The sequence below is a fragment of the Bacillus altitudinis 41KF2b genome (assembly GCF_000691145.1).
Classification (GTDB): Bacteria; Bacillota; Bacilli; order Bacillales; family Bacillaceae; genus Bacillus; species Bacillus altitudinis.
Map to the genome: position 1 here is coordinate 147540 of NZ_ASJC01000002.1, position 23929 is coordinate 171468.

A 23929-nucleotide genomic window follows, 5' to 3' on the forward strand; every position below is an offset into this window, starting at 1 on the left:
TGTTATGCTTGCGCCTGACGCTTCTTAGACGCTTCGTTTACTTGTTCGTCTGCATGATAAGAAGAACGGACAAGCGGTCCAGCTTCACAGTGGCTAAAGCCTTTTGACATGGCAATTTCCTTCAGCTCTGCAAACTCATCTGGATGGTAGTATTTTTGCACTTTCAAATGCTTTTTCGACGGTTGTAAATACTGACCAATTGCCATGATGTCAACGTTATTGGCAAGAAGATCATCCATAACTTCAATGATTTCTTCCTTCGTTTCACCAAGTCCAATCATAATGCTTGATTTCGTTGGAATGTCAGGCTGCATTTCTTTTGCACGACGCAAGAATTCCAATGAACGATCGTATGTAGCCCGTGCACGAACTCTTGGTGTTAACCTGCGTACTGTTTCAATATTGTGATTTAAAATATCAGGGCGTGTATCCATTAACGTTTTCAAATTATCATAATTGCCACCCATGTCTGAAGGGAGAACTTCAATTGTTGTGAATGGACTTTTTCTTCTAATGGCACGAACAGTTTCAGCAAATACGCCTGCTCCGCCATCTTTTTGGTCATCCCTTGCAACCGCTGTTATAACAGCGTGCTTTAAATTCATTAAAGCCACTGAATCTGCCACGCGTTCTGGCTCTTGCAAGTCTAATTCAGTAGGAAGTCCGGTTTTCACCGCACAGAAACGGCATGCGCGCGTACAAACAGATCCGAGGATCATAAATGTAGCAGTTCTTCTCACTGCCCAGCATTCGTGAATATTCGGACATTTCGCTTCCTCACAAACGGTATGCAGGTTGTTTTCCCGCATCATTTTTTTCAAACCGGTATAGTTTTCATTCGTATTCAGCTTAATTTTAAGCCAGTCCGGTTTTCTTACGTGCTCTTCCTTCTTTGCCAATTCCATCATCTCCATATGAATTCGTTAAAGGTGCATATACAATCATCTTCCTGCTATATACGATGGATGCAGCTGTTGCCGCAAAAAATTGAATCTTCGGCCTAAGGCCTTTTCTTTAGACACTTTAACATAGTACAGATTGAACAACAAGGGAATGAGCTGCAAAAATACCCAAAAGACTCCTAAAATAACAGAAGAAAATTACTAACATTTTCTTCTTATGAAATAACGTGATCAAACCACACTAAACGGTAGAAGAGATGTTCGAAGAAAGGAGATGGACGTTTGTGAAAGTGGTTTTAGCGATCATCATCGCTCTTTCAATGATTCCCGCATCAGTCCATGCACAAGGGACAAACAAACAGCCCGATGAATTAAAACAGCGAATGGCACTGTATGAAAAGATCGCCATCACCACACAGGTCCCGTGGTATGTACTTGCTGCGGTTGATCAGTATGAACACAATATACGCAAAAGCAGAAGAGATTTACCCAAACAAACAGGTGTGATTGGTATCTACATTCCCCGGGAAATGTGGATAGGACCAGAAAATCCAAATAAGCAGGATACCTCTCCATTAAGCATTAAAGTTTTTGACGGTATTGGGCTTGATGGAAATGGGGATGGAAAAGCAGAAATCGATAACGATGAAGATGTCCTGTTCACGTTTGCTCAATACTTGCTCCATTACGGCAGCAGCATCGACCAATTAAAAATTGCGCTGTGGGATTATTACGGACGTGATCAAACCGTTGGAATCATTTCATCTTTTATGAAGCTCTATCAGCATTACGGCCATCTTGACCTTGGAAAGCATGCGTTTCCTCTTCCGGTTGGCGCTGACTACAGCTACAGGAGTACATGGGGTGATGCGAGAGGCTTTGGAGGCAGAAGAATTCATGAGGGCACTGATCTATTTGCTCATTACGGTCTTCCTGTTCGTGCGACATCGTACGGCGTGATTGAAATGAAAGGCTGGAACCGCTTTGGCGGCTGGCGGATCGGCATTCGAGATATTCATAATCATTATCATTATTTTGCCCACTTAAATGGCTTTGCAAAAGGACTCAAAGCTGGGCAGATTGTAGAACCTGGTCAAGTCATCGGATCAGTCGGAAGCTCCGGTTACGGTCCACCTGGCACAGCAGGAAAATTCCCGCCACACCTTCATTATGGCATGTATAAAGACAATGGACGAACTGAATGGTCGTTTGATCCTTACCCTCATTTAAGGGCATGGGAAAGAGCCGAGCGGAAACGTCGATAAATAAAAGGAGAAGTTTAGCGATACCGCTTGCTTCTCCTTTTGATATGTATCAACATTTTCCCGGTCATCACTTGTCTACTGTTACTGCTTATGCTTTTCTTTCAATCCTAAAACTAAAAAAAGAATACCCATGATGAAAAAAAGGAGATACACAACTGTTACTTCAAGTGGAATCATGTCAAACATCCCTCTAAATAAGTCGACACTCAAACTGTCACTCCCAGCTAATAATATCGATGCCGACATATATTTAGCACTAAATACAATGGCAAATACTAAAAAACAAAACCCGCTTACATGAATTTTCTTCATATCAATCAAATCCTCCTCTCACTTTCATAACAGACGATCGTGAAAAATCAGCCTTCAGGATAGCTACACTATTCAAAAAAAGAAAACAATGAACATTTATCATGGCATGTAATCCGTATGGAATCAACTGGTTAATTAGGATATGATGAGCCAATGAAAGACTACTTCACAAAGAGTTAGGGGGGGGTTTTTTTGAAAAGAGGAATGACCTTTACCATGCCAAATGAATACGGAGTCTTCCTTGGAGAAGTGCTAAAACCGATCGACATCACCAAATTCAGCTGGCGAATCGATTCCGAAGACTCGAATATACTTGTTGATGGCGAAAAAGATGAAGAACTTTTTCCTGAAGGTAAAACAGAAATGGACGGTATAGAACTCAAACACCTCATTGAAAACAAGACGTATTATATGATTTCCGCCGATTTACAAGCATATCCAAAAGGGACATTGTCTCATATTAAGACCTTTGAAGAATTTATTGAAAGCCAATGCGAGCTTGTTCTTTTGGTGGCCGATTGCTCCTATGTCACGATCTATTGCAAAAATAAGGGAACACTCGAATGCCTATACAAGAATGCAGTTGAATGTGGATTTGAAGACGTGACCTATATCACCGATGAAAATGATGCAAGGACAAGACTGTCTGTTTCGTAACAACAAAACGTTCATCACAAAAACACTATATGCAATCACAGCGTATGAAAAAAATAGCCCAATTCGTCCATTGGGCTGTTATTCTTTCTTCTCCTTTTTCTCGGGCAGAACAATCGATGGAGCGCCTGAATTTGTTCCGCTGCCATTATAATAATCTGGGACGTCTCCTTGAACGGCTTGGATGGAGACAGGCACGGAGTTTTTGACGACGATGGTTTCTGAGGCGAATGGGATGATGACTCTCACTTTCACCTCAATGAGCACACTAATATCAATCAAGGCATTGTTGATGCCATATGGCTTGATGTTTTTTTCAACGTCTGTATGCGGGTCACCAATGACACTGAATCGTACAGGCACTTTTGGTCCTAGGTTGGCGATAAGTGCATTTCCGGACGCTTGCCCAAGCGGAATGTTATATATAATGCCGTCATGTCCATCTGTTTGATCCTTTAATGCTTCTTTTGCCTCTTTTTGAAAATTCCCCTTTTCAATGTCCTCTAGATTTTTTTGAAGGTGACGTGACAGGTCAGCCATTGCTTTCGATGTTGCTTGCGCATTGAAGTCGATAGTTGTCACTTTTCCGTTCTCACTTGTATTCATCACAACCATATCTTTCATATTCTCCTGATCATCTGCAAAATCCTGAACAGAATATTGGATGAGATGATTGGCGATTCGTTCTGTTTCTAGTTCAGCAATGTGAATCAACGTTGGTTTAATGGAACGATTGATGAAGAATAGGCTAATGACAGTTGAGAGCACAAAAAATAATACGGCAAGCAGCATGACGTAACGAAATGGCAGAGGGCCCTTTTTATAGGGGCGATAACGGCGGTTCAATCTCAATAAAAAATCCCCCCTTCTCCATTACAAGTGTATGCAGACAGGCGGGGGGATAGGAATCATCTGTACATTTTATTTCACCATTTTTAATAATGCATCTCTTCCAATTGTGCCAGCATGAATGCCGAGCGACTCAGCGGCATATGTCACAGATTCTAAAGGTGCATCCAGCAATTGCTCGATGGTTCTTACACCGACTGCTCTTCCTGCGATGATTCCTCTATCTGCAAGCTTTTCATTTAGGAGCCCGACATCAAGTGCACCGCACATAATATAACCATGCTCATTTGTCACTGCCATGAAATTGGTCTTTGGCAGTTTGACGGTGACGGCTGTAAAGGAATGGCCATCAATTGTAATAGGTGTTAAATTCACCATATCCCTTCACTCCCTTCAACACAATCTATGTGAAGGGAGGGCAAGTGTTGTTAGGCTGGAGCGGATTTCACTTTGCGTCCTTCAATCGCCAGCTCAGGACATCACGTAAAAATTCCGGCATGAAATATTCGATGTGTCCATGGTCACGTATATGAGGAAAAAGAGAACCAAGTGTATACATATCCACTGTGCCAACCGTATAGGAATCATCTTCTTTGACGAGTTGATCGTTTACATAGACCTCTTTTACTCGTTTGGTTTCGCCCTCTTCTAATGAATAAGTCAAACCGCTGTATAGCATTTTCCCCATCAGTTCGCCTCTAAAGCCAAAGCCTTTGATGCGTAGCTGTTCCATTTTTTCTTCACAGCCACGAGACACTGTTTCGACCAATTGCTTCCCAGTAAGCGTCACCCGGATTGGATTAATGGGATGCGGGCATATCCGGTGAATGTCTTCTCTAGTGACGATGCCAGCCTCTAATGAATCAAGCACCATCCCTGCATTCATCATGCCGATATCTGCCTCGCACCATTCTTTAATGGCATCTGTTAAAAGTTGCGGAAGCTGGGAGTCATCAAACCACTTTGTTTCGAGCTTTGATTTAATGGATGTCACTTTTTCCTGCATGAGTGACTTCGCTCTTCTTTCAGCTTTCTGTAAAGTCATGATCGCTTCATCGGATTCGCTGATCAGCTGGTCCACTGATTGCACCGTCGCTTTTTTCTCGATGAGCTCGCTACTCGCTGTGTCAATGGTCAGCTCGACACAGCCAATATAATGCCCATACTTTTCAGCACATGCAAGAAGAACGCCATTATCCATTTCGCCCTGTTCTAAAAGATGATGCGTATGTGAGCCTAAGATGATGTCGATTTCTGGGAAGTCATGGGCTACCTCTCGATCATGGATGATGCCTAGATGGGAAAGAAGAACAATGACATCGGCTTGTCCTTTCACTTCTTGCAGCATCTCCCGTATGCTCTCAAATGGGTCTGTAATGTCCCAGCCCAGCTTTTCATAGACAGGTGTATACGCAATGGTCACCCCTAAGACGGCGATCTTCAGTCCATTGTTCAACGTGATCACTTCATAAGGCTTTGCCCACGATGGTCTTTTGCCTTTTTCAAATAAATTAGATAAAATCACCGGGAATTGCGCGTCTTTGTACAATTGGTCGAGCTGCTCATGAGGCAACGTAATGCCTTCATTATTACCAATTGTGACGCCATCATAGCCAAGCTGATTGAGAAGTTTGACATTCACTTTTCCATAATCCGCTTCTGATACAAGGTTTACTCGATCCATATGATCGCCAATATCAAATAAGAGCATCTGATCGTGAACTTGACGCTTTTCTTCAATATAAGCTGCGATTTTTGGCCAGTTTTCAAAGTGGCTGTGCAAGTCGTTTGTATGATATAACCATAGCTTCTGCAGCATGTTGATCTCTCCCTCAAGTTGTCACTGAACCGTCTCGTTCAAGTTGAAAGCCGCAGCTCTCATTTAACTAAATAAATCTAACTGCTTCGGGGATAAGCTTGAATACGTCAAATCCAGCAAATCAATCATTTGCTGGCCATTCGTCGCCGCATCTCCGCCTGAGTTATTATTAAATACGACATATACATCTTTCGACTGCTGATGCAGGATGTCGAGGTTCTTTTTCCATTCCTTTAGTTCAGCTTCATTATATAAATATAAGTAACGAACTTCACGCCAGTTCTCATGATCTGCCGGGTGAAGCCAGCCTTGTTTATTTCTTCCGTGGAAACGGACCAATGTTTTGTCACGGTGTGTGGCTTTTATGACTGGCGGTATAGACCCTTCTCCGACTTGCGGTTCATCACAGACGGAATGAATCCACCCTTCTTTCTCCATAAAGGATAAGGTTTGTTCATAAAACTCGTCTGAAAACCAAGTTCGGTTTCGGAATTCGAGTGCACAAGGAATGTCCCCCATCTTCTCCTTACACCATCTTAAATAGTGGACGTGCTCCTTTTTGCAATCAAACCATGGTGGAAATTGAAACAGAACCATCGCCAGTTTCCCTGCTCGAATGAGAGGAGTCAGTGAAAGAATAAAGGCATCAAACATTTCTTCCTTTGAAGCAAACGGGATCTCGCCTCTTTGATGCCCGGTCATTCCTTGATAAGCTTTCACAACAAATTGAAAGGCGTCTGGCGTATCTTTTATCCATTTTTCATGGTTGCGCTCAGGCTGAACAGCATAAAAGCTTGCATCCAGTTCCACAATGGGAAACGTTGATGCGTAGTGAAACAGCTTTTGAGAGCTGCCGATTCTCGGCGGGTACAGACTGTCATGATCGCCCCAACCAGTTAATCCGATATAAATCATCTATCTCACCTCTTGCCACTTGCTTGTCTAAACGGATTTTCCCATTGAAAGTCTTTGTTTCTTGGGATACCCATCTTTCTGAAAGAAATTCTTCTGTCTACAACATATCATATTTACCCATTTTTCTGAATGAAGATGACTGATGTGATGTTGCCCTGCCATCTTTTTTGTGATATTACATCACAACTTTCTATCTAAATTGAATGAAGCTGATAACATAAAATTGATATCAGAGACTTTGACAGCGATTGTCCATTTTTTTATTCATCTTCACCAAAGGCTTCAGCTCTAAAAAAGGAGAATGAGTGGATATGAACATTGTCGATCATCATGTTGAAGCATTGCAAAAAGTGGCCCAAAGAATTCATCAGCCTGTCTATTTGATCAATCAGTATGGACGTATTCTTTTCACCTCACCCCAAGGTATGACAAATCCAGATTGGATACAAATGCTCCGCTTGTTTCACAGTACGCAGCAGCATTATTTTTCTATGGTTCATTCAAAAGAAAGCGTTTCTGTTTTTCCTATCTATATAAACGAACAAGCTTATGATTATTTAGTCGTTCCCGCCTTCATTCATCCTCAAGACGACATGGAGCTACATTTGACCATTGTACAAGCTGTAAATGCCATGTCCATTTCACGCATCAAACAACATGCCATTAAGCAATCGACAGAGCGAGCCAAAAATGAATGGTTTCGCAAATGGATGGAGGGGACGATTTCCTTAGAGCAAGATGTCACCCGCCTAACACGCATGTTTGGATTAAACACAACGATTCCCTATTTATGTATCGTCTGTCAACTTGATCAGAGCAGTCATTTCTCTTGTTTCCTTAAGCAGCAAACCCTTGTAGATGATGTGTTTGCTTTACTTGAAAGCACCCTTTCTCACTGTCCATTTCCCGCCTTTCTTTTTGTCAAAGGAGATATCGGCATCTTCCTTATAGAAGAGACTGGCGGGTGGCAGGCAATGAACAAATCGATCTGCTCTTTTTTAAAACAAATGCAGATCCTTATTAAACAGCATGTGCATGCCACCATTTCCTTTGGTGTAAGCTTAAGCGGTTATATCATCACCGATCTGCCAAAAGGATTCAGTGAAGCTGCCCATGCTCTGCAATCAGGCCAGCTCTCATTACGAGCTGAATATATTCAGTTCTATCAAGCAAAAGATGTGTCAGATTTACTGAAGCTCATCCCAGCAAAAGATTTAACAACATTCTATGAGCGGTACCTCCACCCATTATATGAACAATCACAAGTCGATCCAAACCTTCTCCACACCTTATCTGTTTATGTCGAAACACATTGCCATATTTCAGAAACAGCCAAACGTTTATCTGTTCATCGCAACACCGTGATATATCGACTAGAGAAATGTGAAGAACTGCTTCAGATCAGCCTAAAAGATCCTGACGCAACATTGCGCTTGCGCTTAGCTTTGCGGATTCAAAAGCACCTTTCATCCGATTCGTATTGAATCTTTTTTTCTTACGTCTCATATATTTTGGAGGAGAAATGTGAATGACAAGGAGTGGTGTCAAATGGATGATGAGATTCGTCACATCCCGCAACCGATTCGAGACGATGGGGCCGGCGCAACCGATTTAGGCCCGCGAGACGTTCTGCGCGATATGGAGAACCCAGATATGTTCGTTCCCCCTAAAACGGATGCGGGGACGATTCCTAATTTAAAATTTTCATATTCTGATACACATATGCACTTGAATCATGGCGGCTGGTCGAGGGAAATTACTGAGCGAGAGCTGCCTGTTTCAACAACGATTGCTGGTGTGAACATGCGGCTTACGCGCGGAGGTGTTCGTGAGCTTCATTGGCATAAGCAGGCGGAATGGGCATATATGATTTTAGGCAAAGCCCGGATCACATCTGTAGATGCAGAAGGACGGAATATGATCGCTGATGTAGAAGAAGGAGACTTGTGGTATTTTCCGCCCGGTATTCCGCACTCCATTCAAGGTCTTGAGGATGGCTGTGAGTTTCTCCTTGTGTTTGATGATGGTGCTTTTTCTGAATTTGATACGTTCACCATCACAGACTGGTTTGCTCATACACCAAAAGACATTCTTTCTGCTAATTTCGGCGTGCCAATCAAGCTGTTTGATCACATTCCACATAAACAACGCTATATGTTTCAAGGCTCTTCACCGGCATCCATTGAAAGCCAAACAGTCTCTGATCCATACGGCGGCATCAAACCGCCATTTACCCACCAGCTCCTTCGTCAAAAACCAATCGTGACCTCTGGTGGAACCGTGCGAATCGTCGACTCACGCAATTTTCCAGTATCGAAAACGATTGCTGCTGCACTTGTGGAGGTAAAACCTGGAGGGATGAGAGAAATGCATTGGCACCCGAATAATGATGAGTGGCAATACTATTTAACTGGTACAGCTAAAATGACGGTTTTTGGAGCAGGCGGGACAGCTCGTACTTTTAATTACAGAGCAGGTGATGTTGGTTATGTTCCTTTCGGGATGGGGCATTACATACAAAACATCGGGCAAACAAGCCTTTGGTTTCTAGAAATGTTTAAAAGCGATCGATTTGCTGATATTTCATTGAACCAATGGATGGCCTTAACCCCTCCTCAATTAGTGAAGGAGCATTTGCATGTGGATGATGCATTGATTCATGCGTTGCATAAAGAAAAATCACCAGTTGTGAAGTATGAGCGATGACGAAAAAAACCGATCCATTTGTGCTGATCGGTTTTTTCTATGCTGTCTTTACGATACGGCATGGGAATGTTGCTGCGCTTTTTTCGCCCATAAAATAGAAGCAATGAAACTCATACAAAGTACCAGCGTTCCAAACATAAATGGCAGCTCAATATTCACATCAAATAAAATACCCGCAAGACTTGGCCCGACGATATTCGCAAGGCTCATAAAGGAGGTATTGAGGCCGCCTGCTACCCCCTGCTGATTCCCTGCCATTTTAGAAAGTAATGTATTGAGGGCTGGGCGAACAAACGAGGTGGCCGATAAAAATAAAATGGAGCCCGTAAAAATGAGCCAAAAGGAAGGGGCAAAGCGGCAGGCAATCAGCATAAACGCCGCAGCTAAAAGGGCATAACGGACGACTCGCATTTCGCCAAATCGTTTCACAAAGGTATTTACTAAAGCACCTTGAACGATGACACCCGCAAGTCCAGCTACCGTAATGACAAATGCAATATCCTTCGGTGTAAAGCCATGTTTTTGGTCCACATATAAGCCAAAAATCGATTCAAAATGAATGATTCCGAAATTCAAAACAAAGGCCAAGATAAACAAAAAACCGTATGGTGTTTTTAAAGCCTGAATCATCTGCGTAAAAGGATTGAAATGAAGCTCTTTATTCAATCGTGCTTCTTCCTGCTTTTCCTTTGTTAAGGTTTCAGGTAAGAACAAGAAAGACAACAACGTCGACAGGGCTGCAAAAGAACCAGCGATGAGGAAAGGAAAAGCAATTCCAAACTCAACCAAATAACCGCCCACACCCGGTCCAATGACAAAACCAAGTGTCATTGCAGCACTAAAAAGACCCATCCCTTTCCCTCGGTCCTTTTCACTTGTGATATCAGCAATGTAGGCAAACATGGCGGGCATCAGCAGCGCACCAGCAGCTCCGCCTAAAAATCGAGACACAAACAGCATCCAAAGCTGATCCGCAAATGCAAAAATAAACTGGGCAATCGTAAAGCCGGCAATCCCGGCAATAATCAATTTTCTGCGTCCAAATCGATCAGTCAGCGCTCCAGCGACGGGTGATAAGGCAAATTGTGTGAGGCCAGTTGCAGCAACGAGGAAACCAAGTGTTTTCCCAGTTGCACCAAAGGCTTCAATATAACTTGGCATGACAGGAACGATCAGACCAAATCCAAGCATGGCGATAAAAATATTGAGCATCAAAATGTACAATCTGCCCATTTTTTTCATATCAAAACCTCTTTCTTCAAAATAAATGAAAATGATGACAAAAATGATAAGAACTTCTTCAGTATAGCGATATCACTCTCTATAAGTCTAGTTTTTCAAAAAACAGCGTTTTTTCCCAAATAAAAAATACCCGCTGGTGGCGAGTATTTTGAGTATCCCTTTTTTATTCAGCTTGTTCATAGATGGAGAGAGCCGCCTGTAACCCGGCACCACAATTGATAGCTGCGCCGTATTTCATCAAGATGGCTTCAAGGCCTGCTAAAACAAATAGAATATTTTCCTTTCGGCAGCTATAACCCATTGAGCCAATTCTCCATATCCGTCCTGCAAGCGGCCCAAATGAACTCGCAATTTCAATTCCAAAATGATGAAGAAGATCAGCCCGGACCGCTTCTCCGTCGATATCACTTGGAATGACGATACACGTCACGACTGGCATTTTGCAGTCTGGATCACCAAATAATTCAAGCCCCATCGCTTCAAGTCCTGCCATTAAAGCCTTTTCATGAAACAAGTGGCGCTGAAAACGTTCCTCCAAGCCTTCTTCCAGCACAAGACGAACCCCTTCTCTCAGTGCATAAAGCATCGTCGTCGCTTCTGTATGATGATTTAACCGCCTCGGGCTCCAATAATCTTGCAGCTGGCTTAGATCAAAGTAATTGCTTTTGATTGGAGAAATGTCTACCTGTTTCTGCAGTTCGTCCTGTGTTGCAATCCCTTTTTCTACTTTCTTTCTCGATTGTACGACGTCTGCCACCCGGTCATTATATGTGATCGGTGACATCCCTGATGGAACAGACAAGCATTTCTGCGAGCCCCCAATTGCCGCATCAATTTTCCATTCGTCTACCTTGACCTCGACACCCCCAATTGTCGCCACAGCGTCTACAATAAAAAGCGCATCAAGCGCTCGGCATGCTTCACCAATTTTCTCAAGCGGCTGTAATCTTCCGGTAGATGTTTCACCATGAACCATCGCAACAATTTTCGGCTTGACTTGATGCATCTCTGCGATGATGTCGTCTTGCTTAAAAACCGTTCCCCATTCACATTCCATTGTATGTACCTCAGCACCATAGCGCTGTCCAATTTCAATCAGCAAATGACCGAAGCGTCCAAAGACCGGAACGAGCATCACATCTCCGGGCTCGATCACACTGGCAAGCACAGCTTCAAGTCCTGAGCGGGACGTCCCATCAATTGGATAAGCCCATTCATTTTCTGTTTGAAAAAGTGATCGTAATAAGGTCATCGTTTCATTCATGATCTCTGTAAATGCAGGATCAAATTGACCAAGAATTGGTGTACTCATCACCCGAAGGACTCTCGGATCTACTTCGACAGGTCCTGGTGTCATAATGGTTCTAGTAGGTGTGTGTAGTTCTTTCACGTTATCCATCCTCTCCCTTGCTGTGTCCATCCTTATATGCCCACTTATACAGCAATGCTGATAAAATAGCAATCTCTTTTCTTACGAATTGATTACATAAAATTTACGATAAATCCATTTATTTCTTTATGGCAATATGATAGAACTAAAGAGTATACATTCCCTATGAAGGAGGAAATAGAATGAAAAGATCTTTATTTGGAACTGTGGCCGCCGGAATCATGATTTTCGGTACATTTGCCGCTCCGCTGCCTCCCGCTGCAAATGCTCAAGGCTTTACTCTGAATGAACCGAGTCAAACCATCACCTTTTCCCCGTTACAGCTACAAACCGAAACATCTGCTCAACATGCGAAAACAACCGCTTCAAGTCAAATTGATTCCTATTACCAATCTGCTGCTGGCAAATCTGGGCCTGCTCTTAAGAAAGCATTACACGATATTATTGATGATCATACGCAGCTATCCTACAGCCAGGTTTGGGACGCATTAAAGAAAACGGATGAAGACCCAAAAAATCCAAGCAATGTGCTTTTGCTCTATAGCGGTATCTCCAGGTCAAAGCAAGCAAATGGAGGAAACGTGGGACAGTGGAACCGGGAGCATGTGTGGGCTAAATCTCACGGCAATTTTGGGACGAGCCAGGGACCTGGTACAGATCTCCACCACCTTCGGGCAACAGACGTACAAACGAATAGCACACGAGGAAATTTAGATTTTGATATAGGCGGAAATGAATACAAGGGAGCGCCGGGCAACTTCTACGACAGCGACTCATTTGAACCTCATAGCCGGGTGAAAGGAGATGTAGCAAGAATGCTCTTTTATATGGCCGTCCGATATGAAGGTGATGATCATTTCCCAGATTTAGAATTGAACAACAAAGTGAATAATGGAAGCGCCCCTCTTCACGGCAAAATGTCTGTCCTATTGAAATGGCACAAGCAAGATCCAGTCGATCAAATCGAACGGAATCGTAACGAAATCATCTATCAAACGTACCAGCACAATCGCAATCCTTTTATTGATCACCCTGAATGGGTAAGCGATATTTGGGAATAAAAAAGAGAGGCACTGCTATGAACAAGCAGTGCCTTTCTTTTTTTCAAGCGGACAGACGAGACAATAATCAAGACTTTCCGATTTCTTCTCAAGCTTATAATACATACAGCAAGTCTTTCGATTTGATGTGTCTAGCAAACTTTCATCTAAATTTAAGCTGTGCTGAAAAGGATTTTGCTTCGCTCCGAAAAGATCACCCGATGCCTTCTTCAGAAACAAATAATCCTCCCGTACGCGCTCTTTCATTTTAGGCTCTTCCGTTTCTCGCATCATGCTACGGTAAAGAGAATTGATACGTACCGCTACATTTTCCCATAAAATTGAATACGGAAGTCTTGAAGTACGTTTCAATACATCTAAAAGAGGTGTGACACACTGCGTAAATAGCATGCGGACGACCTGCTCTCTCCACTCATGACGATCTCCTTCTGACTGAACAAATGAACAGAGCGTTTCATCTAGCTCAATTTTACGATCTTCTCTAAAGACACACGCCTCTGGTGAAAACCGATAGACAGCATCATACATCGTCATCAAGTACAAAGTAGAACTAACAGCTAAATAGGCATAGCGCTTTGAAAACATGGATGCCGCCACTGCTATATTCGGGGCATGCATCGCTTCCTTTTCAGCTTCTAATAAACGTCTGATAGATGCTTCTGAAACAAGCGCAGCAAGTGTGCGATCAGATGTCATTGGTCCATTTGTGATGTGTACCCCGAAATCAAGTAATTCTCTCTCAACCCACTCTGGCCTCATATCAAAACCCCCATCTTTCGTTTAGCGATTTCGCTGTTGATATAACAAATAAATAAAGAACGGTGCACCAATTGCCGCCGTAAACACACCTGCCGGAACATCTAACGGAAGAAAAGCCGTTCTCGCAACTAAGTCTGCCAGCATCACGAGAATACTTCCAACAAGCGCAGATGCTGGAACAAGCGCAATAAAGGAACGACCGATGATCATCCTTGCCACATGCGGCGCCATCAGTCCAACAAATTCAATACCACCTGCGAATGCAACGGCAATACCGGCTAATGTCACACTCATCAGCAGAAAGAATAACCGCTTCGCCTGAACCTTGACTCCGAGACCTGTTGCAAGATCATCTCCAAGCTCCTTCACATTCATCGTTCTTGCCAGCACCATGACAATCGGTAAAATCATCAATACCCAAGGAAGCATTGCGGTGACGTCCTTCATTGTAGAACCATATAAACTACCCGTCAGCCAGATGTATGACTTGGTCGTGGTCATCGTATCGCTGAGCACAAGAGTAAACGTCACACACGCCTTCATAATGGCGGAAATCCCAATCCCCATCAAGACGAGCGTGATCGGCTTGACGCCTTTTTTCCATGAAAGCATATAAATCAGGCATGATACCGCAAAAGCGCCTGCAATGGCCCACAACGACTGATAAGCAATAGGCACAGTGCCCATCCAAAAGACGATGAACATAATGGCGCCAAACGACGCACCGCTCGTAATTCCTATGATGTCAGGCGATGCAAGCGGATTTCGAATGAGACCTTGTAAAATAAGCCCCGATACCGCAAGTGCCGCTCCCACTAAAACCGCAAGCAGGGTCCTTGGAATCCTCAACGTATTTAATACAAACGTATTTCCCTCGCCTTGTCCGAAGATATGCAGCAGCACATCCGTAGGCGGAATAAACCGGCTGCCCATACAAAGGCTCAGAATAAATAAACCAAAGGCAATACCTGTCAATAATAGTAAAATCAAAAACGTCCGCTTTGAAAATTGAAATGAAATGCGCCCGCCCTTTGAACGCACTGTATATGTTTTAGCCACCTGTCTTCAACCCCTTGCGCACGAGATAAACAAATAGAGGCGCTCCAGCTACCGCCGTCATGACACCAATCGGTACTTCCTGCGGCATGATCAGAAAACGAGCGGCAAGATCTGCGACAAGTAAAAGCGACGCCCCTACAACGGCACAATACGGCAGTACCCAGCGGTGGTCAGGTCCAACAAGCTTTTTCACAATATGCGGCACAAGAAAACCAACAAATCCAATGGATCCTGCGACAGCGACGGAACCACCTGCTAAAAAGACAACAAGTACCCCCATCGTCATCTTCAAAAGAAGCGTACGCTGGCCAAGCCCTTTCGCAATATCATCACCCGATAAAAGGACATTGATCGAGCGGCCAAGAAGCAGCGCCACCACAGTCGCCCCTAGAATATAAGGCAGCACAGGCAGCAGCATATCTATACTTCTTCCTGACACTGAACCAGCCATCCAGAACAGGATGCTTTGAATGGACTGTTCATTGACGATTAAAAGTCCTTGAGTAAAGGACGCAAACAGAGCAGATATCGCAGCACCTGCGAGTACAATTTTGACCGGTGTCAGTCCGTCTCTTCCAATGGAGCCTAGAAGAAAGACGAGCATACCTGCAATGGCAGCGCCTAAAAAGGCCGTCCACATATAACCTGTTAACGACTCGGTAGAAAAGAAAACAATCGAAATCACAATAAAAAAGAGTCCACCTGCATTAATACCTAAAAGATCTGGTGCAGCCAGCGGATTCCTCGTCAATGCCTGCATGAGTGCACCTGAAATCGCTAGACTTGATCCAACAACCGTCGCAATTAAAGCTCTTGATAATCTGGATGTCATGACAATGACACTGTTTGGATCTGACTCATCAAACTGAAGAAACGCATGGATGGTGGCTTTGAGGGAAATTGAGGTTTGCCCAAGAGAAATACTGAGCATAAAAAAGACCAACATCAATACGATGAATCCAGCAAATAGCAGTGCCTTGCTCGAATCCTTTTTTAATAAACTTCTCATCTGATTCCCGCTTTCAATCTGTTATGGAAAAAGGAGAAAATGGTTTTTCACATTTTCTCCTCTGCTACACTTATTTATCAAGCCCTAGACGATCATAAATATCATCAAGCATCATGTTTGCAGCGGTGATACCGCCAGCCATGTTCCAAGTGATTTCATCGACTTTATGCACTTGTTTCGCTTTCACTGCGTCAAGCTGCTTCCATAAAGGATGACTTGTCCACTCTTTATATGCTTTTTCAACTGCTTTATCCTGATCATCCATGAAGTAATAGATCACATCTGCATCCATTTGTGGAATGCTCTCTTTGTCTGTAAGTGTAATGATATCTTGCTTTTTATCTTTGACATTTTTAGGACCTTCAAAGCCTAGCTCTGTTAAAATTGAACCTGCAAACCCAGTTTGATAGATTCTTGCATGATCTGCACGGAAGTTCACCACAGACACACTCATTGGCCAGTTTTTAATGTCTTTCTTTGCTTTTTCTTTGAAGTCAGCGACACGGTCATCCCACTTCGTCAGCAATTCTTTTGATTTGTCTTGCTTGTTTAACGCTTCACCCATTAAATTCACTGTGTCTTTAAAAGTGAACACTGTTTCTGTTGCAACAGTTGGAGCGATTTCTTTCAGCTGATCAAAAATTTGCTCGTGACGGATTTTTGATGCAATGATCAAATCTGGCTTCAGCTTTTCAATTTCTTCTAAGTTTGGTTGTGTTTCCTGCCCAACAATTTTGACACCCTTTAAATCATCTCTTAAATATTTATATGTAGGTGCTTCAAGCCAAGATTCTACAACACCCACTGGTTTAATGCCCATAGCGACGGCTGCATCAGTTGCTCCTTGATACAACGTCACCACACGTTTAGGCGATCCTTTAATTTCAGTTGAACCGATAGCGCTTTCAACGGTTCTTGTTTTCTCATTACTATCTGACTTGCCTTCACTGCTATTACTGCCACAAGCCGCAAGTAATACGATGGAGAGCACAACTAATAGCGACCAAAAAGATTTTTTGAACATGTACCTCACCTATCCATTCTATATGTAGTCATATCGTTTGATAACGATTCTCATTATCACAATTTGATTTTATCATAGAAAAAGATGGTGTCAATGTAAAATATAAAAATAACAGATAATAATCTCCCAATCACAAAATGGAATATTACGGAAAATATAATTCTTTCGTCTCTTTTTTGATGACATCTATTTTCCTATAATGAAGTTGTAAGTAAATACAGATTTTGGAAAGGGAATGATCTTAATGAAATGGAAAAAAACTATGACTGGTGTCGCTCTTTCTTTTGGGTTACTTCTTTCTTCGTATGTTCCAGCAGCTAGCGCTACTTCATCTTCACAAGCAGACAGTACAGATCTCGTTGCTCGTACAAGTGCAACTATCACATCTTGTCCTGAAGAGATCTTAAGGAAATTCCAAAAGTCAAACAAACCTTTCTTATGTATGTACTCTGACACAGCTATTTTTGCCAACTCTTTCACAGCATACGGAATGAAATGGTATTTTAAAGGAAGCTCTGGACTCTATGCTTATTATGAGGGTGCTGTATAATCGATAAAGTAAAAAACACCGATAAGAGAATGTTGTGATCTTTAGCAACGTTTCTTTTATCGGTGTTTTGTTACATTCACAGTGAGTCGATATCACTGTAAAGGGAACGTCTTACTCTCAATAATAGCGACAATTTGTTTTAACGCTTGGTTCGCTTCGGGAATAGGAAAGACAGGAAAGACGTGATTCATTTTTGGGTATTCGAAATAGTTGATGGGAACACCCTGCTTGTCTGCCATCTCTTTGAATTTCCGGGCATCTGGGAGAAAGAATTCATGAGTGCCAATAAAAACAGAAATTCGTCCTAACGATTTGATTTCTCCATAGATCGGGCTGATCAAATGATGTGTTTCATCTGTATTACCTGCATAGGCTTTGCCCGATTCGATCAGTAAATCTAGGTTGAGCATTGGCTCTTTTGGAACCATTTTAGCGATATCAGGATGACTTAATGTCACATCAAGCCATGGTGATAATAGAATCATGTTTCCAGGCTGCGGGAGACCTTTTTTTGCTAAGTATTGAGCAAAGGCGAGCGATAAACCGCCGCCAGCAGAATCACCCATGATGACGATTTTTTCTGGTGTTCCTTTTTCTAAAAGAGCTTGGTAAACTGGGAGAACACTCTCGATTGCATCCATATACTGATGATTCGGTGCTTTTGGATAAACTGGCACATACACCGTACTATTTAATTGCTTCGTCAATCGATCCAAGAAACGCCAATGCCATACGAGCGGCTGCTCAATATAGCCTCCTCCATGTAAAAATAGCACCTGATGATCATCTGGCTGCACATCTGATTTCAACATGTACGTATCGACTGAAAACGTGCTGCTTTTGGTGATGTGATATTTCTTTTTCAACTTCTCAGGCAGCACATAAGGTAATTGATTCGCCATTCTTCGTTCTTCTAAATACCCCTCAACATTTAGTTTCTTCTTTGTAAGTACAAGTAACCATTCAACAAATAAACTTTGAATACTTCGCATACGATCGACCCCAATAGATAGAATGATGACAATCAATGTCTAGGAAAAGAATGGTTTCTCTTTTTCTAAAGCATAACATAAGAACTTGTGAATCCGTTAACTGCTTTGGACAGAATACTTTTTCTATACATCTATTCATTTATGAACACATGTCTATTTATATTATATTTTCTAGATACATCATCATCAATTGTCAATCTTTCAATCATTGTTCATTAATCAACACATATTCAAAAACTGTTCATTTAAACACAAAAAAGACGAGTGTTGACCACTCGTCCCAGATTGTTGACAAAGGGCTAAAATGAACTTGATTTTAGCCCTTTGTCTTCTTCTCAGCGTGATAGAAAACCTTTGCAGTCTAGGAAGGACGAGCACCGGAGCAGAGCGAATTTGACATTCGTGAGCACCGGAGCGCAGGACTGACACCGAATGCGAGGGTTTGTCTACATGCTGAGACGAGTGTTGACCACTCGTCCTTCTTCTTCCTCACTTCACTTCCTCATGCTCATGAGCAGTATCTCTTTTGCTCGCTATAAAGAGTGCACAGGTCATCGCAAGAATGGCCAGTGCCCACCAGAATGTCGATACGGCCTGTTCATGATCAATGATAATCAAACGGATGACCGCTGTGATCCCTATATAAATAAAATAGCGAAGCGGAAAATGAAAGTTGGATTTAAAGTATTTAATAATTAAGGCGATAAATTCAAAATACATAAAGAAGATCAGCAGCTCGCCAAGCATTCCATAATAGCTTTCTCCTTTGTTAAACAATGTTTTATAGACGAATTGCACGATGTACCATGTTTCACTAATTAAGAGTACGCTTAGCGCAATCGCTAGAAAGAACAGGCAGATATTCAGAAGGGCTTGCAGAAGATCAGGTACCTTTTGGAAATTGTTGAATCGTTTCATCAGATTGTTTCCCCATTCCATGATGTTGTTTTTGCTCTCTACATTTTGGTATTCCAAAATCGCAGCACGATGTAGTAGGTATCGTTCTTTTCTACACTTTCAAACTGTCCATGCATTCGGGACATCATCCGCTTGATGCTTCGTTCCCCGAGTCCATTGCTTTCCGGTATGATGTCTGTCTTTTTTATCGCATTGCTCACATGGATTTCAAAGACATCTTGGTCGGATAAAAAAGTGATCTGAATGTCCTTTTCAGGATCTGCGTATTTACGTAAGTTAGACATCACATTATCAAATACTCTGCCAAGCTCCTCGACATTCACATTAATATAGCTATCCGGCATTTCGCCTACAATATGGACCGTGAAATTCTCCTGATGCAGCAGGGCGACCTGATCTGATAGAAGATCATAAATCACTTCTTTCACTGCAACGGTTTCAAGCTCTGACTCGTGCTCTTTATCTAGCAGGAAATAGGCAAATAGATTGTCAGACAGATTCTTTAATTGCAGGGCTTTTCCATACGCACTCGCTATATACTTCTCCTTGCGGGTATCCGCTAGAGCCTCCTCTTTTTTCGCAAATTCCAGATTCATGATGAGTGATGTCAGCGGGGTCCTCATATCATGCGACATTTCGGTCACCAAGCTGCGGCTCTCTTCCTGCAGATCATCAATAGCCTGAAGCTTGTCCAAAAAGGCTGTTCTTAAATCCTCAATGCTCTTTGCAATCATGGCCAATTCATCATGCCCCTTCACTGTCATCTCATAATCGAGCTCACCGCCTTCAAGAATATGAATCTCTTCACGGATCGTTTGCAAGTACCGCAGACTTCGGCGAATGCCAACAAGCACAATCAGGAGAAAAATGAGTGTTGCACCAAGCAGTTCTAGTGTAAAGGCGAGATCGTGATATCGAGAGGAGTAAAATCCGTCTACCATAACCCTACCTTCTCCGTCGCTAAATTGAACCGGGTAAGAATGACGCTTTGCGTAGTCGGTCACCTTTTCTTTCCCATAGGCCAATTCGTCAGCGGCAGAGTAAATCGAGTCATATTGAAGCACTTCATCCTTGTAAACAGTGAGATTAATATAATCTTCTTTTTTCACCCACTCACCGAATGCTTTTCGATCCGTTGAAGTCAGCTCATGTTCTGAAACATAGCGGCTAAATGTTTGAATGTATCTAGCGGATTCTTCCTTATAGTACTCATCCGAACTTAAATATCCTTCAATCAGGTGATCGGTGATCTTTTGCAGTGTCAAAAAGACAACACCACTTACGATAGCAGCGACCAAAATGAGCAGTGACAGCTTTTTGGTCAGCGTATATTTACGATGTGCCAAACCGGTATCCTCTCCCCCATTCTGTTTTGATATACACGGGACGAGCCGGGTCATCTTCAATTTTCGCACGCAGCTTTCGGATATGCACCATGACCGTATTGTTTGAACAATAAAAATAAGGCTGGCCCCACACGCTTTCATAAATATTTTGAGCAGAAAATATTTTGTTTCGTTTGTTCATGAGCAGTTTTAATATCCGATATTCTAAATCAGATAACTTGATTTGCTGCCCACTTTTCCACACTTCATTAAATTCCTCACTCACCCTCAGGCTACCGCCAACTAAATAGGTTTCTTCCTGTTCCTTTTTTTCCTGATAGATGGTATATCTGCGCAATTGCGCCATGACCCTAGCGTGAAGCTCCTCTTCTGAAAAAGGTTTTGTCATATAATCATCTCCGCCAGCGAGTAATCCTTCTGTTTTATCCAATGTACTTGATCTGGCTGTCAGAAATAAAATGGGAACGTTTGAGGAGGCTCTTATTTGCTGGCACGTTTCTATACCGGAGATACCTGGCATCATAACATCCAAAATCACCAAATCAAGCGAATCATCTACAGCATACAATGCCTGCTTGCCATTCATGGCTCTCAACACCTCATACCCTGTACGTGTCAGGGATTCCTGCAAAAGATCACCGATCTCCTGATCATCCTCTACAACTAATATTCGATGGGTCATGTCTCAATCACCTCATCCTTCATGATGTTCATTCTTATATGTTATTACTATATATCATCTAGCTATGTGAAAAGATACACCATAAATCTTAAGTGTTTATGAATATGATCAATTGCCATCAAGTTGTCACATTTATTTTCAAAAAATTGGATCTTCATAAATGATTAAGAATTGGCCTGTATATTGATTCATTGAAGGATCTATCTTTAGATCCAATACACGAAAAGGAGCATTAATATGAATGTAAGCAAAGTAGAACACGGACAACCAATGAGTCTTAAAGAACGGGTGCATTTCTTGGACATCGTACGAGGATTCGCCTTAATGGGAATTATTTTGGTCAACTATTTTTTGATTGTGGATTCGGTCAAGGGATTTGAGATGGAGTCTAATGATGTATTTCACAACTTGGTGAATTGGTTTGCTTCAGGAAAGTTCATTACGTTATTTTCCTTTCTATTCGGGGTTGGGTTTATGATTTTTATGGATCGAGCTGCTCAGAAGGTGGATAGTCCGAACAAGCTGTTTGCTCGCAGATTAACGATTCTCTTAGGATTTGGTCTTCTGCATGTCACGTTTGTATGGATTGGTGATATTTTGACCTATTATGCTGTCGCGGGCTTCTTATTGCTTTTCTTTTACAAACGCACAGCCAAAACCATCCTGTACTGGCTGATCACACTCTTTGTGATTCAATTGCTCACGCCTCTTTTCTCAATGCTGCTCAACACCATCAGTACAGGATCATCAGGCAAGCCGGATTTTGCTGATTTCGAGCTGACTAGCCACAACAGTCTGACTTATTTAGCATCTATTGGTGACCGGTGGGCCGATATGGTCACGATGGCTTCCAGCTCATTTTCCACTGTCTATTCGATGTTCTTCATGTTTTTACTTGGTGTGTATTTTGTGAAAATGTCGTTTTTCAAAAACATGGAGACGAAAAAAGCGATTTGGAATCGTATTTGGATGATTTGTACAATCGCTTTTCTTATCACACAAGGCAGTACGATTATGACAGCGGTCACCCCTTTTGAACATACGCCATGGATGAACATTGTCTCTGCACTTGAGCAAAACGGAGGATTAACTGGCAGTATGTTCTATATGAGTTCACTTGCGATGCTGTTTTTGCACGTTCCTCAGCTGCGAGGTGCTTTGATGGTTTTTACCAAGGTCGGACGGATGTCCCTGACCTGCTATTTGCTTCACTCGATCATTGGAACAGTGCTGTTTCTGAAATATGGAGCCGCACTTGCAGATCATCTTCAACCCGCTGGTACGTTCTTCATTGGCATTGGCGTGTATGCCTTCCTTGTCCTTTTCAGTACGTTATGGTTAAAGCGATTTAAGTCTGGACCGATGGAATTTATCTGGCGTCAGCTGACGTATGGAAAGGTCAATGACAAATCGAAAACAAATACATTTCAGGCGGCGAAGTAATAGAAAAAAGGCGAATTACGACAGTTCGCCTTTTTTTAATGTGTTAAGTTTTTTGTGATTCAGATACAATCCGTTCATTTTTAATATTGATCCATCATTTCTTGCAATTGAGTCAAATAACTCTCTTTTAATTCATCGGGGTATTCAATTTTCACATGTTTCCCAAATGAGATCAAATAGTGAGTCATATACGATAATTCTTCTTGGTTGTATCCCCCTACAATATAAGGCGTATCATCAATGATCTCCAATCTCATATTCGGATAATGATTCTTCAAAAACTTTTCTTTTCCTTGTTCCGTTAATCGACATTTAAAAGAGATATCATGATAGGTTTTTTCGTATTCGAGCTGCAGTGCTTTTAATTCTTCCTTCGTAAAAGTGTCTTTCGTTTCTTCTTCGATCATCATGTCCGTCATACAATCACATCTGTAGATGCCCCACTTTTTATTCAGAACATCATATGCTTCGGTAAACCAAATCCCATTTCGATAAAACAACTCAAGAAATTGTAGCCTGATCCTTTTATGTTCATATTGAGTGTATGTCATCTTCACGATTTGATCTTCCATCATTGCCTGCAATATCAAATCCAAATGATGTTGTTCACTCACTGGCGCGACATGATAGTAATGAATCACATCCAAAATCTCCGTGATCCGATGTTTTCTCTCATCAGACATTGTAGCAAACAGTTTTTGGCGAATCTGTGAGTAAGACTTTTTAAACGGTGTTGCTGACAACAGATCTAAGGCTTTAAGAGCGAAAAAAATGGCTTGAACTTCATCTATTTGAAAATAGATCGGAACCAATGGAGATTGATTCATGAGCCGATATCCTCCATGTCTGCCATTTTCAACATAAAAAGCTAAGCCCATGGACTCTAGCTCTTCCATATCTCTTAAAGCCGTACGTTTAGAAATACCGAATTCCGCTTCTAAATCTTTTAATTGAAATGAATATTTATCACTTAAAAAAATAAGCTCTTGGTTTAAGCGTTCTGATTTTTTCATTTGATTTTCCTTCTGAAAA

Annotated in this window: 24 protein-coding genes; 7 read left to right on the plus strand and 17 right to left on the minus strand. The window is 42.1% G+C overall.

Annotated features, from left to right (window positions below; translation table 11 throughout):
• Nucleotides 1-2: 2 nt before the first annotated feature.
• On the minus strand, nucleotides 3-899 hold the full coding sequence (gene lipA, locus BA79_RS04760; protein ID WP_008360456.1) for a lipoyl synthase: 897 nt from the start codon (nucleotides 897-899) through the stop codon (nucleotides 3-5).
• Between the two features lie 323 nt (nucleotides 900-1222).
• Between lipA and BA79_RS04765 the strand changes: the two genes are divergently transcribed.
• Complete coding sequence (locus BA79_RS04765) at nucleotides 1223-2167, plus strand: M23 family metallopeptidase (protein ID WP_223255603.1); 945 nt, start codon at nucleotides 1223-1225, stop codon at nucleotides 2165-2167.
• A gap of 81 nt (nucleotides 2168-2248) precedes the next feature.
• Here BA79_RS04765 and BA79_RS04770 read toward each other — a convergent pair whose 3' ends face one another.
• Nucleotides 2249-2479, minus strand: coding sequence for a hypothetical protein (locus BA79_RS04770; protein ID WP_008346846.1), 231 nt, complete (start codon nucleotides 2477-2479; stop codon nucleotides 2249-2251).
• A gap of 192 nt (nucleotides 2480-2671) precedes the next feature.
• On the opposite strand from BA79_RS04770, the gene BA79_RS04775 reads away from it, so the two are divergent.
• Entirely contained in the window at nucleotides 2672-3136 is a 465-nt protein-coding gene (locus BA79_RS04775; RefSeq protein WP_035701265.1) for a DUF2691 family protein, read from the plus strand.
• A gap of 78 nt (nucleotides 3137-3214) precedes the next feature.
• Here BA79_RS04775 and yunB read toward each other — a convergent pair whose 3' ends face one another.
• The 4 genes from yunB to BA79_RS04795 form a co-directional block, all read right to left on the minus strand.
• Nucleotides 3215-3985, minus strand: coding sequence for a sporulation protein YunB (gene yunB, locus BA79_RS04780; protein WP_017367991.1), 771 nt, complete (start codon nucleotides 3983-3985; stop codon nucleotides 3215-3217).
• 69 nt (nucleotides 3986-4054) lie between these two features.
• On the minus strand, nucleotides 4055-4360 hold the full coding sequence (locus tag BA79_RS04785) for a YunC family protein (protein ID WP_007500404.1): 306 nt from the start codon (nucleotides 4358-4360) through the stop codon (nucleotides 4055-4057).
• Between the two features lie 67 nt (nucleotides 4361-4427).
• Nucleotides 4428-5801 (minus strand): bifunctional metallophosphatase/5'-nucleotidase, encoded by a 1374-nt coding sequence (locus BA79_RS04790; protein WP_035701270.1) that lies wholly within the window; start codon nucleotides 5799-5801, stop codon nucleotides 4428-4430.
• Between the two features lie 63 nt (nucleotides 5802-5864).
• The gene (locus BA79_RS04795; protein ID WP_007500400.1) at nucleotides 5865-6716 is read right to left on the minus strand and encodes a DUF72 domain-containing protein; all 852 of its coding nucleotides are present in this window, start codon (nucleotides 6714-6716) and stop codon (nucleotides 5865-5867) included.
• Nucleotides 6717-7027: 311 nt separating this feature from the next.
• Between BA79_RS04795 and BA79_RS04800 the strand changes: the two genes are divergently transcribed.
• Entirely contained in the window at nucleotides 7028-8200 is a 1173-nt protein-coding gene (locus tag BA79_RS04800) for a PucR family transcriptional regulator (protein WP_035701272.1), read from the plus strand.
• A gap of 64 nt (nucleotides 8201-8264) precedes the next feature.
• On the plus strand, nucleotides 8265-9422 hold the full coding sequence (locus BA79_RS04805; RefSeq protein WP_035701274.1) for an oxalate decarboxylase family bicupin: 1158 nt from the start codon (nucleotides 8265-8267) through the stop codon (nucleotides 9420-9422).
• A gap of 48 nt (nucleotides 9423-9470) precedes the next feature.
• On the opposite strand, the gene BA79_RS04810 is transcribed toward BA79_RS04805, so the two are convergent.
• Together BA79_RS04810 and BA79_RS04815 are read right to left on the minus strand one after the other, a co-directional pair.
• Entirely contained in the window at nucleotides 9471-10664 is a 1194-nt protein-coding gene (locus BA79_RS04810; RefSeq protein ID WP_035389313.1) for an MFS transporter, read from the minus strand.
• 163 nt (nucleotides 10665-10827) lie between these two features.
• A complete protein-coding gene (locus BA79_RS04815) occupies nucleotides 10828-12063 on the minus strand; it encodes a pyridoxal-phosphate-dependent aminotransferase family protein (protein ID WP_026050143.1) in 1236 nt (411 codons plus the stop codon).
• A gap of 173 nt (nucleotides 12064-12236) precedes the next feature.
• Here BA79_RS04815 and BA79_RS04820 point away from each other — a divergent pair, with 173 nt between their 5' ends.
• Complete coding sequence (locus BA79_RS04820; RefSeq protein WP_035701278.1) at nucleotides 12237-13115, plus strand: endonuclease I family protein; 879 nt, start codon at nucleotides 12237-12239, stop codon at nucleotides 13113-13115.
• A 15-nt stretch (nucleotides 13116-13130) separates the two neighbouring features.
• On the opposite strand, the gene BA79_RS04825 is transcribed toward BA79_RS04820, so the two are convergent.
• The 4 genes from BA79_RS04825 to BA79_RS04840 all read right to left on the minus strand — a co-directional run bounded on the left by BA79_RS04825 (nucleotide 13131) and on the right by BA79_RS04840 (nucleotide 16966).
• Entirely contained in the window at nucleotides 13131-13874 is a 744-nt protein-coding gene (locus BA79_RS04825) for an IucA/IucC family C-terminal-domain containing protein (protein ID WP_035701281.1), read from the minus strand.
• A 21-nt stretch (nucleotides 13875-13895) separates the two neighbouring features.
• Nucleotides 13896-14933 (minus strand): FecCD family ABC transporter permease, encoded by a 1038-nt coding sequence (locus BA79_RS04830; protein ID WP_035701284.1) that lies wholly within the window; start codon nucleotides 14931-14933, stop codon nucleotides 13896-13898.
• Nucleotides 14926-15942, minus strand: a complete 1017-nt coding sequence (locus tag BA79_RS04835) for a FecCD family ABC transporter permease (RefSeq protein WP_007500383.1) — start codon at nucleotides 15940-15942, stop codon at nucleotides 14926-14928. The genes BA79_RS04830 and BA79_RS04835 overlap by 8 nt, the downstream gene beginning before the upstream one ends.
• A gap of 70 nt (nucleotides 15943-16012) precedes the next feature.
• Entirely contained in the window at nucleotides 16013-16966 is a 954-nt protein-coding gene (locus BA79_RS04840) for an ABC transporter substrate-binding protein (RefSeq protein WP_007500381.1), read from the minus strand.
• A gap of 244 nt (nucleotides 16967-17210) precedes the next feature.
• Between BA79_RS04840 and BA79_RS04845 the strand changes: the two genes are divergently transcribed.
• Nucleotides 17211-17516: an LCI fold-containing protein gene (locus tag BA79_RS04845; RefSeq protein ID WP_035701287.1), complete on the plus strand. Its 306-nt coding sequence runs from the start codon at nucleotides 17211-17213 to the stop codon at nucleotides 17514-17516.
• Between the two features lie 92 nt (nucleotides 17517-17608).
• Here BA79_RS04845 and BA79_RS04850 read toward each other — a convergent pair whose 3' ends face one another.
• From BA79_RS04850 to BA79_RS04865, 4 genes are all read right to left on the minus strand, one after another.
• Nucleotides 17609-18508, minus strand: a complete 900-nt coding sequence (locus BA79_RS04850) for an alpha/beta hydrolase (protein WP_035701288.1) — start codon at nucleotides 18506-18508, stop codon at nucleotides 17609-17611.
• 489 nt (nucleotides 18509-18997) lie between these two features.
• Nucleotides 18998-19426, minus strand: coding sequence for a phosphate-starvation-inducible protein PsiE (gene psiE / locus BA79_RS04855; protein ID WP_008346998.1), 429 nt, complete (start codon nucleotides 19424-19426; stop codon nucleotides 18998-19000).
• Between the two features lie 38 nt (nucleotides 19427-19464).
• On the minus strand, nucleotides 19465-20772 hold the full coding sequence (locus BA79_RS04860) for a HAMP domain-containing sensor histidine kinase (RefSeq protein ID WP_035701290.1): 1308 nt from the start codon (nucleotides 20770-20772) through the stop codon (nucleotides 19465-19467).
• On the minus strand, nucleotides 20759-21454 hold the full coding sequence (locus tag BA79_RS04865) for a response regulator transcription factor (RefSeq protein ID WP_035701293.1): 696 nt from the start codon (nucleotides 21452-21454) through the stop codon (nucleotides 20759-20761). Before BA79_RS04865 ends, BA79_RS04860 begins: the two co-directional genes overlap by 14 nt.
• Before the next feature lie 237 nt (nucleotides 21455-21691).
• Between BA79_RS04865 and BA79_RS04870 the strand changes: the two genes are divergently transcribed.
• Nucleotides 21692-22897 (plus strand): DUF418 domain-containing protein, encoded by a 1206-nt coding sequence (locus BA79_RS04870; RefSeq protein WP_035701298.1) that lies wholly within the window; start codon nucleotides 21692-21694, stop codon nucleotides 22895-22897.
• A gap of 80 nt (nucleotides 22898-22977) precedes the next feature.
• On the opposite strand, the gene BA79_RS04875 is transcribed toward BA79_RS04870, so the two are convergent.
• Nucleotides 22978-23910 carry a helix-turn-helix transcriptional regulator gene (locus BA79_RS04875; RefSeq protein WP_035701615.1) on the minus strand — a complete coding sequence of 311 codons (933 nt, stop codon included), beginning with the start codon at nucleotides 23908-23910 and terminating at the stop codon, nucleotides 22978-22980.
• Nucleotides 23911-23929 lie beyond the last annotated feature (19 nt).